The organism is Ruegeria sp. AB8, from assembly GCF_056542605.1.
The window spans coordinates 1-14,738 of the sequence record NZ_JBQGAB010000030.1 but is presented as its reverse complement, the minus strand read 5'-3'; the positions used below and the strand labels follow the sequence as shown (position 1 = coordinate 14,738).

Here is a 14,738-nt window from a genome sequence, read left to right as displayed (position 1 = left end):
CGACCTGCGAACATCCCAGCTTGGGCAATCACTTTAAAAAATTGGACGGAAAAAAGGGCGAAAATTCGATCTTCAATCTGACTTTTTCGCGCTAGAAGTTGGATGGCGCGGTCATAATTGCGGCGCGAAACCTTCAAGATTGTACGATCCAGTTTGCGTAAGATATTGTTATAGTTAATAAAAAATTGCAACCCATATAGACGGGCCGCGCTTCTAAAATGGATTGTGACATAGGCTAAAGATTGCCGATCTGTCGCCGTATCCCAAAGAAATCTACAAGACGAGCTTTGTAAACTGACAGTTACTCAGTGATTTCAACCACAACCAGCTCGCGTTCGCTCGCCTCACGGGCATGATTCAGCGCTTGCTGGTAGTCGTCCGAGTTGTAGCACTCGACCGCTGCTTCTAGTGACGGGAAGCGGGCGACAACGTTGCGCGGCCGCTCTTTGCCTTCCAGTTGAACGTAACGCGCAGCACGGGCGATGAACTCACCCCCGTGCTTGGCGATGGCTGGCCCGGCCAACTCGGCGTATTTTCCATATGCCTCGGCATCAGTCACTGTTACGTGCGCAATCCAGAGTGCAGCCATTTTATCCTCCCAATACCTGTTCCGCAGCCTTGATCGCCGCATCCGAATTCGAGGCGTCCTTGCCTCCGCCCTGCGCCATATCCGGACGGCCACCGCCGCCCTTTCCGCCCAGTTCAGCCACGGCAGCCCGCACCAAGTCGACTGCGGAGACCCGATCCGTCAGATCTGGCGTGACACCCGCCGCGACGGCCGCCTTGCCGCCGGCGTCGGCAATCAGCAACACCGCCCCTGACCCGAGGCGGCTTTTGTGTTCGTCGATCAGCGACGGAAGATCTTTTCCGGAAACGCCGCTCAAGGCCTGAGCCAGGAATTTGACACCGTTCACCTGTTTGGCCTCCGCGCCACCGCCGGTCGACGGACCAGCCATGGCAAGATCACGGCGCAACTGAGCGACCTCATTTTGCAAGGACTTTCGTTCATCCAGCAGGGACTTCACGCGTCCCACTACATCGTCAGGTTGGGCCTTCAGTTCCAAAGCGATCTGGGCGACGCGGTGATCCTGTGCCGACAGATATCGAAACGCTTCATCCCCGGTCAGGGCTTCGATCCGGCGTACACCCGCACTACTGGCACTGTCACCAAGCACAACGAATGTGCCGATGTCCCCAGTCTGGCGCACATGCGTTCCACCACACAGCTCGATCGACCAGGTTTCCCCGTCGCTGCCTTTGCCAGTCGGCGCCTTGCCCATCGACACCACGCGGACTTCATCGCCATACTTTTCGCCGAACAATGCCTGCGCGCCAAGTTCGCGCGCATCGTCGGGCGTCATGATCCGAGTTTCGACGGCCGAGTTCTGGCGAATGAAATCATTCACCTCTCGTTCGACTTTCTTAACCTCTTCCAGTGTCAGAGCCTTGGAATGGCTGAAGTCGAACCGCAGCCGATCCGCTGCGTTAAGCGAGCCGCGCTGCGCCACATGATCGCCCAGCGTTTCGCGCAAGGCCTCGTGCAATAGGTGCGTGGCCGAATGGTTCGCGCGAATGGCCGTGCGGCGGACGTGATCGACCTCAAGTTCGACTGCGTCGCCCTTGGAAAGCGTACCTTGATCCACGGTCACCTTGTGGGCGTAAACTTTGCCGTCGGCAAATTTTCTGGTGTCTTCGACCAACGCCACATCATCGCGGTCTTCCAGACGGCGAATTTCGCCTGTGTCGCCGATCTGACCACCGGCTTCGCCATAGAACGGCGTCTGGTTCACAACGACCCAGCCGCTGCCGCCCTGCCCGATTTTGTCGACCAAAGAACCATCAACAATCAGCGCGGCGATCTGACCTTCGGCCTTTTCGGTATCGTATCCCAGAAAATCCGTAGCCCCGGCAGCATCGAGAACATCGAACCACACAGCCTGATCCGCCGATTCTCCGGACCCGGCCCAGGCGGCGCGCGCCTTGGCCTTCTGTTCGGCCATGGCCGCATCGAAACCGTCGGTATCGACTGTCCGACCCTTTTCGCGCAGCGCGTCCTGAGTCAGGTCCAGTGGAAAGCCATAGGTGTCATACAGTTTGAACGCGGCATCCCCCGGCAGCGGCGCGCCTTCAGGCAGTCCGGACATCTCGTCATCCAGCAACTTCAATCCGCGGTCCAGAGTTTGCTTGAAACGGGTTTCTTCAAGCAGCAAAGATTCCTCGATCAGCGATTGCGCCTGCCCCAGTTCGGTGTATTGCGCGCCCATCAGTTGGACCAGCGTAGGCACAAGGCGGTGCATAACCGGGTCCTTGGCACCCAGCAGATGGGCATGCCGCATGGCCCGGCGCATAATTCGACGCAGAACATAACCACGCCCGTCGTTTGAAGGCATTACGCCATCGGCAATCAGGAACGAGGTTGACCGCAGGTGATCCGCGATAACGCGGTGATGCACGTTCTGATCACCGTACGGATCCACGCCGGTTGCCTCAGCAGAAGCTTCGATCAGCGTCTTGAACAAGTCGGTGTCATAGTTGTCGTGGCTGCCCTGCAGAAGCGCACCAATCCGTTCCAGCCCCATGCCCGTGTCGATCGACTGCATGTCGAGCTCCACCATCGAGCCATCTTCGAACTGTTCGTTCTGCATGAAAACGATGTTCCAGATTTCGATGAACCGGTCGCCATCTTCCTCGGCCGAACCCGGAGGACCGCCCCAGATATGATCGCCATGATCATAGAAAATCTCGGTGCACGGGCCGCACGGGCCAGTCGGCCCCATCTGCCAGAAGTTGTCGTTGGTTGCGATGCGGATTATCCGGTCTTCGGGCACTCCGACCTTTTTCCAAATCTCAAACGCCTCGTCGTCGGTGTGATACACCGTGGTCAGCAAACGGCTTTTGTCGATCCCGAACTCCTTGGTGATCAACTCCCATGCAAACGGGATTGCATCATTCTTGAAGTAATCGCCGAATGAAAAATTCCCAAGCATCTCAAAGAACGTGTGATGCCGCGCGGTGTATCCCACATTGTCCAGATCGTTGTGCTTGCCGCCCGCACGCACACATTTCTGCGCAGTTGTAGCACGCTGATAGTCGCGAGTTTCAACTCCGGTGAACAGGTTTTTGAACTGCACCATGCCCGAGTTGACAAACATCAGTGTCGGGTCGTTTCGTGGGACCAGCGGGCTGGATGCCACCACTTCGTGCCCCTGTTTTGCAAAGTAGTTCAGGAAGGTGGATCGGATATCGTTCAGCGTGGGCATAAGGCTCTCTCAGCGCGCAATCATCTTGGTCTGCGAAGGTTTAGCCCCGTGCCCTCGCAGTGTCCACAGCATTGGTTTGGCGGAACGAAACAAGACGACCCTGGAGGACCGCCCTGTTCCGTGCTTTCTACATCCTTCTGAAAGGAACCGTGGGATTTCTGTCGTTCGCTTCGGCGCGACGATTACGCTTCGAGAATATCATCCTCGTCCGCATTGGGGGGCAATTCGAAATCCAGACCGTGAGCCGCGCGTATCTTATCCTCGATATCCAGCGCCACGCGGGCGTTGTCACGCAGGAACTGCTTGGCGTTTTCTCGGCCCTGCCCGATCCTTTCGTCGCCATAGCTGAACCACGAACCCGACTTTTCGACCACGCCGGCTTTGACGCCGAGGTCCAGCAACTCACCCATCTTGCTGATGCCTTCGCCATACATGATGTCGAATTCAACCTGCTTGAAGGGCGGCGCCACCTTGTTCTTCACGACTTTCACGCGGGTCTGGTTACCGACCACTTCGTCACGATCCTTGATCGCGCCGATACGGCGAATATCCAGACGGACCGAGCTGTAGAATTTCAGCGCGTTACCACCAGTGGTGGTTTCCGGGCTGCCAAACATGACGCCGATCTTCATCCGAATCTGGTTGATGAAGATCACCATGCACTTCGAACGGCTGATCGAGCCGGTCAGTTTGCGCATTGCCTGGCTCATCAGACGGGCCTGCACGCCGACACTACTGTCGCCCATGTCGCCTTCGAGTTCCGATTTCGGCGTCAGTGCCGCAACCGAATCGACGACAACCATGTTCACGGCCCCTGATCGCACCAGCGTATCGGTGATCTCAAGTGCCTGCTCACCGGTGTCAGGCTGCGAGATCAGCAATTCATCAAGGTCGACGCCCAGCTTACGGGCATATTGCGGATCCAGCGCGTGTTCGGCATCCACAAACGCACAGACACCACCGCGCTTTTGCTGTTCGGCAATGCAGTGAAGGGTCAGCGTGGTCTTGCCCGAGCTTTCCGGGCCGTAGATTTCCACGATCCGGCCCATCGGAAGACCGCCAATACCCAACGCGATGTCCAATCCCAGCGATCCGGTTGAGCTTGCTTCGATGTCCTGCCTGGCGTCTTCGCCCAGCTTCATGATCGACCCTTTGCCGAACTGGCGTTCGATCTGGGCCAGTGCGCTGTCCAGCGCCTTTTGCTTGTCTGCGTTTTTCTTGTCGCTCATCGTCAGAAGATCCGCCATTGTCCTGTCGCTTTCCCTTTTGTCACACCCTTGAACGGGCGGCAATCGCTGCTTTGTTCGCCTCTTGTTCCTTATGGGACCAAAAGTAGAACATTTCAACAAAAACTTATGTAACTCACTGTTCCGGAATTGTGTTAAAGATCCGTTTACGCCAATCTGCGTCAAAGCCGAACGTGAGAAGGACGCAGGTAAATGATTGTTTTTTATAAGGAACGACTGGCTTTTTTGTCGGTCCCCAAAACCGGCAGCACCGCCTATCACACCGCCCTCCGGGAGCACGCGGATATCGTCGTCGCTGGTCCGCCTGAACTCAAGCATGCGCCCGTTCGCCGGTACGATCGCTTTTTTCAGAACATTTTTCGTAAAGTGTACGATACCGAGATGGAAATCATGGCCGTTGTACGCGAACCCATTGATTGGCTGGGTAGCTGGTACAGGTTTCGCAGCCGTCAGGACCGCGTTGGTCACGCGCACTCAACACGTGGCCTGACTTTTGATGAGTTCGTTCAAGCCTACATGCAGACCCCGCGACCTGAGTTTGCGGATGTCGGCACTCAAACCCAGTTCTTTCGCACCCGCAGCAATGGTTTCGGCGCACGTCACGTTTTCAAATACGAGCATCAAGACAAAATTCTGGACTTTCTTCAGGACCATCTGAACGTCAAAATTGATCTGCAGTGGGAGAACGTATCTCCTCCTGGCGACTTGGCCTTGCCAGAAGAAACCGAACAGAAGTTCCGCAACATACATGGCGCCGAGTTCGCCCTGCATGACTCCGCGCTCTAAGTCGTTCAATTCAGTTGCTGGAAGACCGCTTCAGTCAACTGATTCAACGAAAACGGCTTGGGCAGGAAGGTCGATCTGGCGATTTCGGGACCTGAACCGCTGAACGCGCCTTCGGTATAACCTGACATGAAGATCACGCTGACATCGGGCCGGGTTTCCATCGCTTTGCGCACCCATGTCGGCCCGTCCAACCCCGGCATGACGACATCAGTTACGAATGCGTCGACTTTCAGAGTGGAATCTTCGAGCAGGCGCAAAGCCTCTTCGCCGGAATCCGCTTCAAGCACCTTGTACCCCTTCAACCTCAATGCGCGTGTGGCAAAAGCTCGAACGGGCGCTTCGTCCTCGACCAGCAAGACAACACCGTCACCCTGTTTTGCATTTTGCGGAACCCGACTTTCCTGCTGCGATGGCACTGGCTCAGCCGGGGCAACCGACACCGGTAGAAATACAGTGAACTCGGTTCCGAAGCCCTGCGCGCTGTCGACAAAGATGAAGCCGCCGGTCTGTTTTACGATTCCGTAAACAGTCGACAGGCCCAATCCGGTGCCCTCGCCAGTTCTTTTGGTTGTGTAAAACGGCTCAAAAACCTTTTGCAGCTTGTCCGCTGCAATTCCGACACCGCTGTCGATCACCTTGACCGTCACATACTCGCCCGGCGGAACGGTCGCCCGGTCCCGCCTAAGCGGCTGGGCCATCTCGATGACCTCGGTTTCAATTCGAATTTCCCCGCCTTCAGGCATCGCGTCCCGCGCATTGACAACCAGGTTCATAAACACCTGCTCAAGCTGCCGCTTGTCCGCCCGAACTGGCTTGAGCACCGGATCATGGCTGAGCGTCAATCGGATTTTTTCCCCGACAAGACGGTTCAGAAGATGGATGAGATCGGAAATCGTGTCGCGCAGATCCAACGCTTCGGGTCTGAGGGTTTGTTTGCGGGAAAATGCCAACAACTGGCTGACAAGCGCCGCAGCGCGATTGGCGTTCTGGTTGATCTGAACAAGATCACCGTAGTTCGGATCATTCTGATCGTGCCTCAGTAACAGCAAGTCACAGTGACCCGAGATCGCCGTCAGAAGGTTGTTGAAATCATGCGCAACGCCACCGGCCAATTGTCCGACCGCCTGCATTTTTTGCCCCTGCACAAACTGGGCTTCAAGCGTCTTCAGTTCGGTCGCGTCGTTCAGAACCGCAATCAGGCAAACCTGCCCTTCATGCAGGACACGGCTAAGTGTAACCTGGATAAAGATATCCTTGTCCTTCCGCGTCAGTTTCAGGAACTCGGAACGCGGGCCATCCTCACCGGCGACCGTGCGTGACAGCCAATCGGGAACCGGCTGCCCCAGCCCCTGCATGATTGCGACGACATTGGTCACACCGGGCTCAATATCTCCGATCAGTTTGTTGGCCAATATGTTGGCTTCAAGAATGCATCCGTCAGGAGAGAGACAAAGAACCGGCACAGGCAAATCCGAGAATGTCATCCGTGTTCGGCTTTCGGGCGCGATTTTCAGCGGCACTAGGGCAAAATCGCGCACCATACCCGATCGCGAAATCTGAACAAACGTTCCAGGGACAGCGCCCTCACCTGTCTTGATTTGCAGAATGCTGCCCGGCTCAGGAACGTCACCGGCAATGGCCTGATCCAACGTTTCGGGTTGTCCCCCCAACAGTGCCTGCGCAGCGCTATTGGCTTGCAGAACGGATCCGTTTCTACCTTCCGTCAGAACTGGAATATCCAAACCTTCCCAACGCGAACTTTCGTCCAATCCGAACCGCCAACAGTACAACCCATTGCCAAAGCCAAAAACGCTGACAGGGATGGTCGAACCCAGCGTCACGGCATCCTCGCGCGCACGGCCATTTTGGGCGACCTTCGATTGCAGCCGCAACAAGAGTGCTGCGGGGTTGGCAAAGACAGATCGAAGACAATGGTCGAGACGCTGCCCCTGCGTTGCCCCAAACCGCCTGACGGCTGCCTGGTTGATGATCTGAATATTACCCTGACTGTCCGCGATAAGACATGGGGACAAGTCCTTTTCAACAAACGCCGCCATAACGGATTTTGCGTTTCTTGCGCACCTGTCCGCCAACTGCCCGCGAAACACGACAATACTTCCAGCAGCTGCCAAAGATCCGCCAACAACAATCAGCCCAATCGACCATTCAGACGGAACCGCATTCAGAAACGGTGCAAAGCACAATCCCAGCGCAACCAAGGCCAGCGCCAACAGGCGCGATACGTAAGGTGTGTGACGAACGGAAGGATCAGGAAAAAACTCAGTGGTGTCAGACATAAACGACTCGGAATGTTGGATACCGAGTATGACGGACCCAATACGGTTAATTCCCGCTTAACATAACATCAATGCAGGACTCTCTCGTTTAGGTTGTTAATGCTCCGTTTCTTGTCGCGTCAAGTGTGCCGTAAAAAACCCATCAGTTCCGTGTGTCACCTGCCATGACTTCTGAAACGCTAGGCGCCAATCCGGGTGCATTGTCTGAAACGCGTTCACAATTGCCTCGTTTTCGTCGACAAGCATAGAACACGTCGCATAAGCCAGCAGCCCGCCTGAATGGGTCAGTTGTGAAATCTGCTCGAGTATTTGTGCTTGAATGACGCAAAGATCCTGCAACTTTGCTTCGGTCAACGCCCATTTTCCAGCCGGTGCCCTGCGCCAAGATCCGCTGCCGGAACATGGCGCGTCCGCCAAGACGACGTCAAATGGGGCTTGCCGCAGGATGTCGTCAGCGGACAGTCGCTCGACGTTGACCCCTGCCCGTTCTGCCCGTGTTGGAATATCCTGCATCCGGGCTTCATTGATATCATGGGCAAAAACCTGAACTCCGGGCCGGGCCGCCAATGCCAGTGCTTTTCCCCCGCCGCCTGCGCAATAGTCCAGCACGCGCATTCCGGGTTCAAGGTCGATCGATGCGGCGACTGCCTGACTCGCGGCATCCTGCAATTCGACCATCCCGGACGCAAACGCCCGGCTTTGCGAGATTCTGCGGGCACCCTCGATCACCTCAAGCGCAGTGTCGCAGGCCGGGTGCGGTCTGGTCAGGATGTCGTCCGACTCAAGCACTCGAACAGCCTCAGTCACATCGGACTTGACCAGATTAACACGCAATTGAACGGGGGCCCGGGACTGCAGGGCGTGGGCGGCAGGAATTGCATCCTCACCCAAAGACGCGCTGAACCTTGGCCAAAGCCATTCCGGGATGTCAAACTCCTCCGCTTTGGAGGAGAAACCCCGGCTTGTCTCGTGTTCGGCAACAGGGGGCGGTGCATGTCGTGCGCCCGAAAACAACCCGGCGATATCCTCGCCCTTGGCACGCGCCGACCCGATCATCAGACCCCGACCGGTTTCAGATCCGCCCAGTGCCGAAAACGAGCGCTTGCAGCGCAGGCCGTCAAACACGTGATCCCGCACCCCTGCCCGATCTTTCGAGCCTGCAAACCTGCTGCGCCGGGCCCATCCGGTCAATGCTTTTTCGACCGGTGCGCCATCCAGAATCTCATCCAGTATTTCGATGGCGGCCTGAATGCGGGCGGCAGGGGTCATAAGGCAACTCCGTCGTCAAACGAATGGTCGGAACAGATCATCGTAAAAACCAAAACGGCGCCCGGTAAAGGGCGCCACTTGTTGAACCATCGCAATTACATAACGCGATAATTCGGGCTTTCACGCGTGATCTGGACGTCGTGAACGTGGCTTTCCTTCAGCCCCGCGCCAGTAATTTTCACAAAGGTGCAGTTGCGACGCATTTCTTCAACCGAAGCACATCCGGTATAGCCCATTGCGGCACGCAGCCCGCCCACAAGCTGATGCACGACAGCGCTGGCCGACCCTTTGTAGGGCACCTGCCCTTCGATCCCTTCAGGCACCAGCTTGTCGTTGGCGGCGTCCTTCTGGAAATACCGGTCGGCTGAACCACGTGCCATTGCACCAAGGCTGCCCATCCCCCGATAGGATTTGAAAGAGCGTCCCTGATAAAGGATCACCTCGCCGGGGCTTTCGTCGGTACCTGCAATCATCGAACCGACCATGGCGCAGGATGCGCCGGCTGCAATCGCCTTTGCGAAATCGCCGGAAAACTTGATACCGCCATCTGCGATCACCGGAACCTCGCCAGCGGCGGCGGCACAATCCATGATGGCCGTCAACTGCGGCACACCGACCCCTGCGACCATCCGTGTCGTGCAGATCGACCCCGGACCGATCCCAACCTTGATGGCATCGGCCCCCGCGTCGATCAGTGCCTTGGTTGCCTCACCTGTCGCGACATTTCCCGCGATAATCTGGACTTCATTCGACAGGGCCTTGACGCGCTTTACGGCATCAAGAACGCCCTGTGAATGCCCATGCGCCGTATCTACGACGATGATGTCCGCGCCCGAGTCAATCAGCTCTCCAGAACGCTCGAAACCCGCATCTCCGACCGAGGTTGCGGCTGCAACCCGCAAGCGACCCAGATGATCCTTGCACGCCGTGGGGTTCAGAACGGCCTGCTCGGTGTCTTTCAGTGTCAGAAGACCCGTCAGCTTGCCACTGCCATCAACAACCAGAAGCTTCTCGATCCGGCGCGCACGCATAAGGCTCTTGGCCTCTTCCAGGTCCGCAGGCTCTTTCAGCATGGCCAGATTGTCCGATGTCATCATCATGTGAATCGGAGTGTCCTCGGAAGTGGCAAACCGCATGTCGCGGTTGGTCACGATACCAACAACGCGGCCATCGCCATCGACTACCGGAAATCCGGTGAAATTGTAGCGCTGGACCAACGCCTTGGCGTCCGCAAGCGTCTGATCCGCCCGCAGGGTTACGGGGTTGTACACGATGCCGGATTCAAACCGTTTGACACGCCGAACCTCGCGGGACTGTTCCTCGACTGACAGGTTCTTGTGAATGACGCCAATTCCGCCCGCCTGTGCCATTGCAATGGCCATACGCGCCTCGGTCACGGTGTCCATGGCCGAACTGAGCAATGGGATGTTCATGCTGATGTTGCGCGTCACACGCGTGGTTGTATCCGCCGTCGCAGGAAGGACACTGGATGCCCCCGGAACCAGAAGAACATCGTCAAAGGTGAGTGCCTCACGAATCTGCATTTGCTAACCCCATGCAAAACCCCGTTTGACGGCGACCCTATTGCACGGATTCAGCCCAAGGGAAAGCCCCGCGTGCCAATAGTTTGCCCCGGTTGGCGGGCGGTCTGGTAAAAAACGACGCAAGCTGCGCAAAACGTGCCGCTGAATGCCCTTTCCCTTTGCGCGCAAACTCATATCTTGCCCGGCATACGCGCGAATACAAAAAGGCAGGCCTTCCATGACCACCGACCCACTTGTCGTCTTTACCCCATCGGGCAAACGCGGGCATTTCCCCGTTGGCACTCCGATCCTGACAGCGGCCCGCCAGTTGGGTGTGGACCTCGATTCGGTCTGCGGCGGGCGTGGCATCTGTTCCAAATGCCAGATCACACCCAGCTATGGTGAGTTTCCCAAGCACGGCGTCACCGTGTCCGACGGCGCGCTAAGCGAATGGAACGCGGTCGAGCAACGCTATGACGACAAGCGTGGCCTGAAACCCGGTCGCCGTCTGGGGTGCCAGGCATCGGTCCAGGGCGATGTGGTGATTGATGTCCCACCCGAAAGCCAGGTCCACCGTCAGGTTGTTCGCAAGGCAGCCGCCGCCCGCGCCATCACAATGGACCCTGCGACGCGCCTGTATTTTGTGGTGGTCGAGGAACCGGACATGCACTCGCCCACCGGCGATCTGGAGCGGTTGGAACGGGCCCTGCGTGAACAGTGGAAGATCGACGCCGTGACGGCGGACCTGTCGCTGATGTCCAAGCTTCAGCCTGTGCTGCGCAAGGGAAAGTGGGAAGTCACGGTCGCCGTCCACAAGGGCCACAACGATAGCGTCGCGCGTATCGTCGAAATCTGGCCGGGTCTGCACGAAAGCGGCCTTTACGGCCTTGCCATCGACCTGGGTTCGACCACAATCGCCGCGCACCTGACCGATCTGGAAACGGGCGAGGTCAAGGCGTCCTCGGGCCTGATGAACCCTCAGATACGTTTTGGCGAAGACCTGATGAGCCGGGTTTCCTATTCAATGATGAACCCCGGCGGCGATCGGGAGATGACGAAAGCCGTGCGTGAGGCGATCAATGACCTGACTACCTCGATCGCGGACGAGGCCGGGATCGACGCGGCCCTGATCGTGGAAACCGTGTTTGTCTGCAACCCGGTCATGCACCACCTGCTGCTTGGCCTTGATCCGGTCGAACTGGGACAGGCGCCGTTCGCACTGGCCACATCCGAAAGCATGTCCCTGCCCGCTCGCCAGATGGATCTGACCAACATGAACCCGCGCGCGCAGGTCTATATCCTGCCTTGTATCGCAGGCCATGTAGGCGCGGATTGCGCTGCGGTCGCTTTATCGGAAGAACCCGGCAAATCCGAAGATCTGGTCCTGATCGTGGATGTCGGCACCAATGCGGAAATCCTGTTGGGCAACACCAGCCGCGTTCTGGCCTGCTCGTCGCCGACAGGTCCTGCTTTTGAGGGTGCCCAGATCAGTTCCGGCCAGCGCGCCGCCCCCGGAGCCATCGAACGCATTGAAATCGATCCCGCCACAAAGGAGCCGCGCTTTCGGATCATTGGATCGGAAAAATGGTCCGACGAAGACGGTTTCGATCTGGATGTTGCCACAACCGGAATCACCGGCATTTGCGGCTCCGGCATCATCGAGGCCGTGGCCGAGATGCGCATTGCAGGACTGTTGGACGAAGGCGGCCTGATCGGATCGGCCGAACAGACCGGCACGCCGCGCTGCATCCCCGAAGGGCGGACGCATTCGTACCTAATCCACGACGCCAGTGCCGATGGCGGCCCGCGCATTACTGTAACCCAGGGCGATATCCGGGCAATCCAACTGGCGAAATCGGCGCTCTATGCCGGTGCACGCCTTTTGATGGACGAAATGAAGGTCGACAAGGTCGACCGCGTGGTGCTGGCCGGAGCCTTTGGCGCGCATATCTCGACCAAACACGCGATGGTACTGGGAATGATCCCGGATGCGCCGCTGGAAAAGGTTTCCAGCGCAGGTAATGCCGCCGGGACCGGCGCGCGCATTGCATTGTGCAACATCTCATCCCGGTCCGAAATCGAACGGGTTGTTCGCGAAATCACCAAGATCGAAACCGCTATCGAGCCGAAATTCCAGGATCATTTCGTCGCCGCCAACGCGATCCCGCACAAATCAGATCCGTTCCCGGAACTGGCGCAAGTTGTCACCCTGCCATCGCCATCGTTCAACACAGGTGGCGGAGATGACGAAAAATCTGGCCGGCGCCGCCGCCGGAGGTCATAATCCGGCCATTGACAGGGGACCGTCATGACTACAGCAAATGAGGAGCAAGCTGAGTATTGGGGAAAATCGGTTCTTGGGGCCAAATGGTTGATCCACGAGGACCAGCTTGACCATCTTCTTGCGCCAGTTCTTGGTCTTGTGCTGGAACGCGCAGCGCTGAAGCCGGGAATGCGGGTGTTGGACATCGGTTGCGGAACCGGTGCCAGCACAATTGCTTCGGCGCAAGAAGTCGGTCGGAATGGCCGCGTTCTGGCTGCCGATTTCTCACAACCCTTCGCACATCGCACGCGCGAACGTTCCTTGGATTTGGGGCTGACGCAGGTTGAGGTCGAATGCGCGGACGCCCAGACTTTTGGGTTTTCCGAAGGGATCCAGGACGCGGTGATTTCCCGTTTTGGCGTCATGTTCTTCGAGGACCCGGTCGCCGCCTTCGCGAATATGGCAAATGCGCTGAAACTCGGCGGGCAGATGACGTTTGCAGCATGGGGACCATTGTCGGACAACCCTTGGTTCAAGCTGCCTTATATCGCGGCCACAAATCAGCTTGGCCAACCCCCAAAAGTAGATCGCTATGCGCCCGGCCCCCTTGCCTTCCACGATATCGAACATGTGACAGATATGATGTCGCGCGCCGGACTATGCGACATTCGCGGTGAAACCGTATCCCTGTTCCTTCACGGGCCGGACACGCTTGAGGAAACTGCGGCACTGTGTATGCGCGTCGGCCCAGCCTCGCGGGTCATTTCTCATTTTGGCGCCTCAGACGGAGATATCAAGGCGATCCGGACCGCAGTCGCCGAAGCTTTCGCGACATTCGCCACAGATGATGGCATCAGCATCCCTGCTGCCATAAACCTGTTCCAGGCCCGCCGGGCCGCCTGAGGGTCCGAAGATCGAAACCCGGTGCAACGCGCAACACCTGCCGGAAACCTATTGGATTCAGAAACTATTGAATTTCGTTTTGCCGCGTGTTTCACCACGGGCAAAACAAACTTTGAACATATCTGGTCTTTTCTAGTTGAGTGGTAACAAATGGCCCAATTAGTGCGACCCCTATTCCTTGGGCGTATTACGCCACTGCAACCAATGGGGATTGATGAAGATAATCCAGCTCTGGACACGCCAATCATCGACACGTAGCTTGCAACTGCTCTTAGGAAAGTACGGTTTCAACCGAGCCATCTGTTCATCGGTTGGCCAAAACAAGTTGCTCATCACGCCTCCTGAAGTTCATGGGCTTGAATCTGCCCGGAGCGAAAACTGCAACCAAATCAACGGGCACAGAGACTAGGGTCGGGGCTCAAAACCAATAGATAATGGTTGCGGCGAGGGCGATGACTGAGCAGAAGACCTTTGGACAGCGTTCATTGCGGGTTGGCACCCACCTCCAGTCTTTGTGTCGGCCAAACATGATCTCAATGCGGTTGCGACGCTTGTCGTATTTGACCGGTGACTTGCGTTGCTCTCGACCGGGGATGCAAGCCCGTATGCCTTTGTCCTGCAAGCTTCTCGGAACCAGTCGACGTCATAGCCGCGATCCCCGGGCAACCATTTGACTTTTGACAGACTGCTCAGCAATGCCCGTGCGCCGATATAATCGCTGACCTGACCGGCGGTGACGAAGAGGTTGAGCGGCCGGCCCTGGCTATCGCAAATAGCGTGCAGCTTGGTATTCATGCCGCCTTTCGTCCGACCAATCAGGCGTCCACGCCCCCTTTTTTGCGGCCATGCTGGTCGCTGTCCGGTGGGCTTTGAGATAAGTCGCGTCGATCATCACGGTCTGTTACTCACCGAGTTCAGAAGCCAGCCCGACCATCATCCGCGCGAATATCCCTTTCTCACTCCAACGCTTCCACTAGCTGTAGGGGGTCTTGTGCTGGTCATAAGCGGCAGGAGTATCACTCCAACGCAGGTCATTGCAACTGAAGAGGATTATTCCACTCAGCACGCGCTTGTCGTCAACCCATGCCTACCGTGGGACCCCTTCTTTCCCAAGTCTCACGGTAAGCCGCGTGTCGATGACCGGCGTGTGTTGAGCGGGATAATCTTGATCAACCGCAATGGTTTGCGAT

General features: G+C 57.3%; 9 protein-coding genes and 3 pseudogenes. 4 read left to right on the top strand and 8 right to left on the bottom strand.

Features of this window, described 5'->3' with window-relative positions; all coding sequences use genetic code 11:
- Positions 1–301: 301 nt before the first annotated feature.
- From ACR0CG_RS21205 to recA, 3 genes are all read right to left on the bottom strand, one after another.
- Positions 302–589, bottom strand: a complete 288-nt coding sequence (locus tag ACR0CG_RS21205; protein WP_170805679.1) for a DUF1330 domain-containing protein — start codon at positions 587–589, stop codon at positions 302–304.
- Between the two features lies 1 nt (position 590).
- Positions 591–3,260 (bottom strand): alanine--tRNA ligase, encoded by a 2,670-nt coding sequence (gene alaS / locus ACR0CG_RS21200; protein WP_480527357.1) that lies wholly within the window; start codon positions 3,258–3,260, stop codon positions 591–593.
- A 182-nt stretch (positions 3,261–3,442) separates the two neighbouring features.
- Positions 3,443–4,507 (bottom strand): recombinase RecA, encoded by a 1,065-nt coding sequence (recA, locus tag ACR0CG_RS21195; RefSeq protein WP_480527355.1) that lies wholly within the window; start codon positions 4,505–4,507, stop codon positions 3,443–3,445.
- 192 nt (positions 4,508–4,699) lie between these two features.
- Here recA and ACR0CG_RS21190 point away from each other — a divergent pair, with 192 nt between their 5' ends.
- The gene (locus ACR0CG_RS21190) at positions 4,700–5,293 is read left to right on the top strand and encodes a sulfotransferase family 2 domain-containing protein (protein WP_480527353.1); all 594 of its coding nucleotides are present in this window, start codon (positions 4,700–4,702) and stop codon (positions 5,291–5,293) included.
- Positions 5,294–5,298: 5 nt separating this feature from the next.
- Here the strand turns inward: ACR0CG_RS21190 and ACR0CG_RS21185 are convergent, their stop codons facing one another.
- The 3 genes from ACR0CG_RS21185 to guaB form a co-directional block, all read right to left on the bottom strand.
- The gene (locus ACR0CG_RS21185) at positions 5,299–7,590 is read right to left on the bottom strand and encodes an ATP-binding protein (RefSeq protein ID WP_480527351.1); all 2,292 of its coding nucleotides are present in this window, start codon (positions 7,588–7,590) and stop codon (positions 5,299–5,301) included.
- Between the two features lie 96 nt (positions 7,591–7,686).
- Positions 7,687–8,859, bottom strand: coding sequence for an RsmB/NOP family class I SAM-dependent RNA methyltransferase (locus tag ACR0CG_RS21180; protein WP_480527349.1), 1,173 nt, complete (start codon positions 8,857–8,859; stop codon positions 7,687–7,689).
- A gap of 95 nt (positions 8,860–8,954) precedes the next feature.
- Positions 8,955–10,403: an IMP dehydrogenase gene (gene guaB / locus ACR0CG_RS21175; RefSeq protein ID WP_170614984.1), complete on the bottom strand. Its 1,449-nt coding sequence runs from the start codon at positions 10,401–10,403 to the stop codon at positions 8,955–8,957.
- Positions 10,404–10,620: 217 nt separating this feature from the next.
- On the opposite strand from guaB, the gene ACR0CG_RS21170 reads away from it, so the two are divergent.
- On the top strand, positions 10,621–12,666 hold the full coding sequence (locus ACR0CG_RS21170; protein WP_480527347.1) for an ASKHA domain-containing protein: 2,046 nt from the start codon (positions 10,621–10,623) through the stop codon (positions 12,664–12,666).
- A gap of 24 nt (positions 12,667–12,690) precedes the next feature.
- Positions 12,691–13,548 carry a methyltransferase domain-containing protein gene (locus tag ACR0CG_RS21165; RefSeq protein WP_480527346.1) on the top strand — a complete coding sequence of 286 codons (858 nt, stop codon included), beginning with the start codon at positions 12,691–12,693 and terminating at the stop codon, positions 13,546–13,548.
- 174 nt (positions 13,549–13,722) lie between these two features.
- Here ACR0CG_RS21165 and ACR0CG_RS21160 read toward each other — a convergent pair.
- Positions 13,723–13,881 (bottom strand): annotated as a pseudogene (locus ACR0CG_RS21160) (IS5/IS1182 family transposase); the annotation flags it as partial.
- Between the two features lie 85 nt (positions 13,882–13,966).
- Positions 13,967–14,629 (bottom strand): annotated as a pseudogene (locus tag ACR0CG_RS21155) (IS5 family transposase); the annotation flags it as partial.
- Positions 14,630–14,647: 18 nt separating this feature from the next.
- Between ACR0CG_RS21155 and ACR0CG_RS21150 the strand changes: the two are divergent.
- Positions 14,648–14,738 (top strand): annotated as a pseudogene (locus ACR0CG_RS21150) (IS5/IS1182 family transposase); the annotation flags it as partial.

Coding starts and splice junctions, on each gene's coding strand:
- ACR0CG_RS21190 (WP_480527353.1), top strand. CDS start 4,700: ATGATTGTTTTTTATAAGGAACGACTGGCTTTTTTGTCGGTCCCCAAA.
- ACR0CG_RS21180 (WP_480527349.1), bottom strand. CDS start 8,859: ATGACCCCTGCCGCCCGCATTCAGGCCGCCATCGAAATACTGGATGAG.
- ACR0CG_RS21205 (WP_170805679.1), bottom strand. CDS start 589: ATGGCTGCACTCTGGATTGCGCACGTAACAGTGACTGATGCCGAGGCA.
- ACR0CG_RS21185 (WP_480527351.1), bottom strand. CDS start 7,590: ATGTCTGACACCACTGAGTTTTTTCCTGATCCTTCCGTTCGTCACACA.
- guaB (WP_170614984.1), bottom strand. CDS start 10,403: ATGCAGATTCGTGAGGCACTCACCTTTGACGATGTTCTTCTGGTTCCG.
- ACR0CG_RS21170 (WP_480527347.1), top strand. CDS start 10,621: ATGACCACCGACCCACTTGTCGTCTTTACCCCATCGGGCAAACGCGGG.
- ACR0CG_RS21165 (WP_480527346.1), top strand. CDS start 12,691: ATGACTACAGCAAATGAGGAGCAAGCTGAGTATTGGGGAAAATCGGTT.
- recA (WP_480527355.1), bottom strand. CDS start 4,507: ATGGCGGATCTTCTGACGATGAGCGACAAGAAAAACGCAGACAAGCAA.
- alaS (WP_480527357.1), bottom strand. CDS start 3,260: ATGCCCACGCTGAACGATATCCGATCCACCTTCCTGAACTACTTTGCA.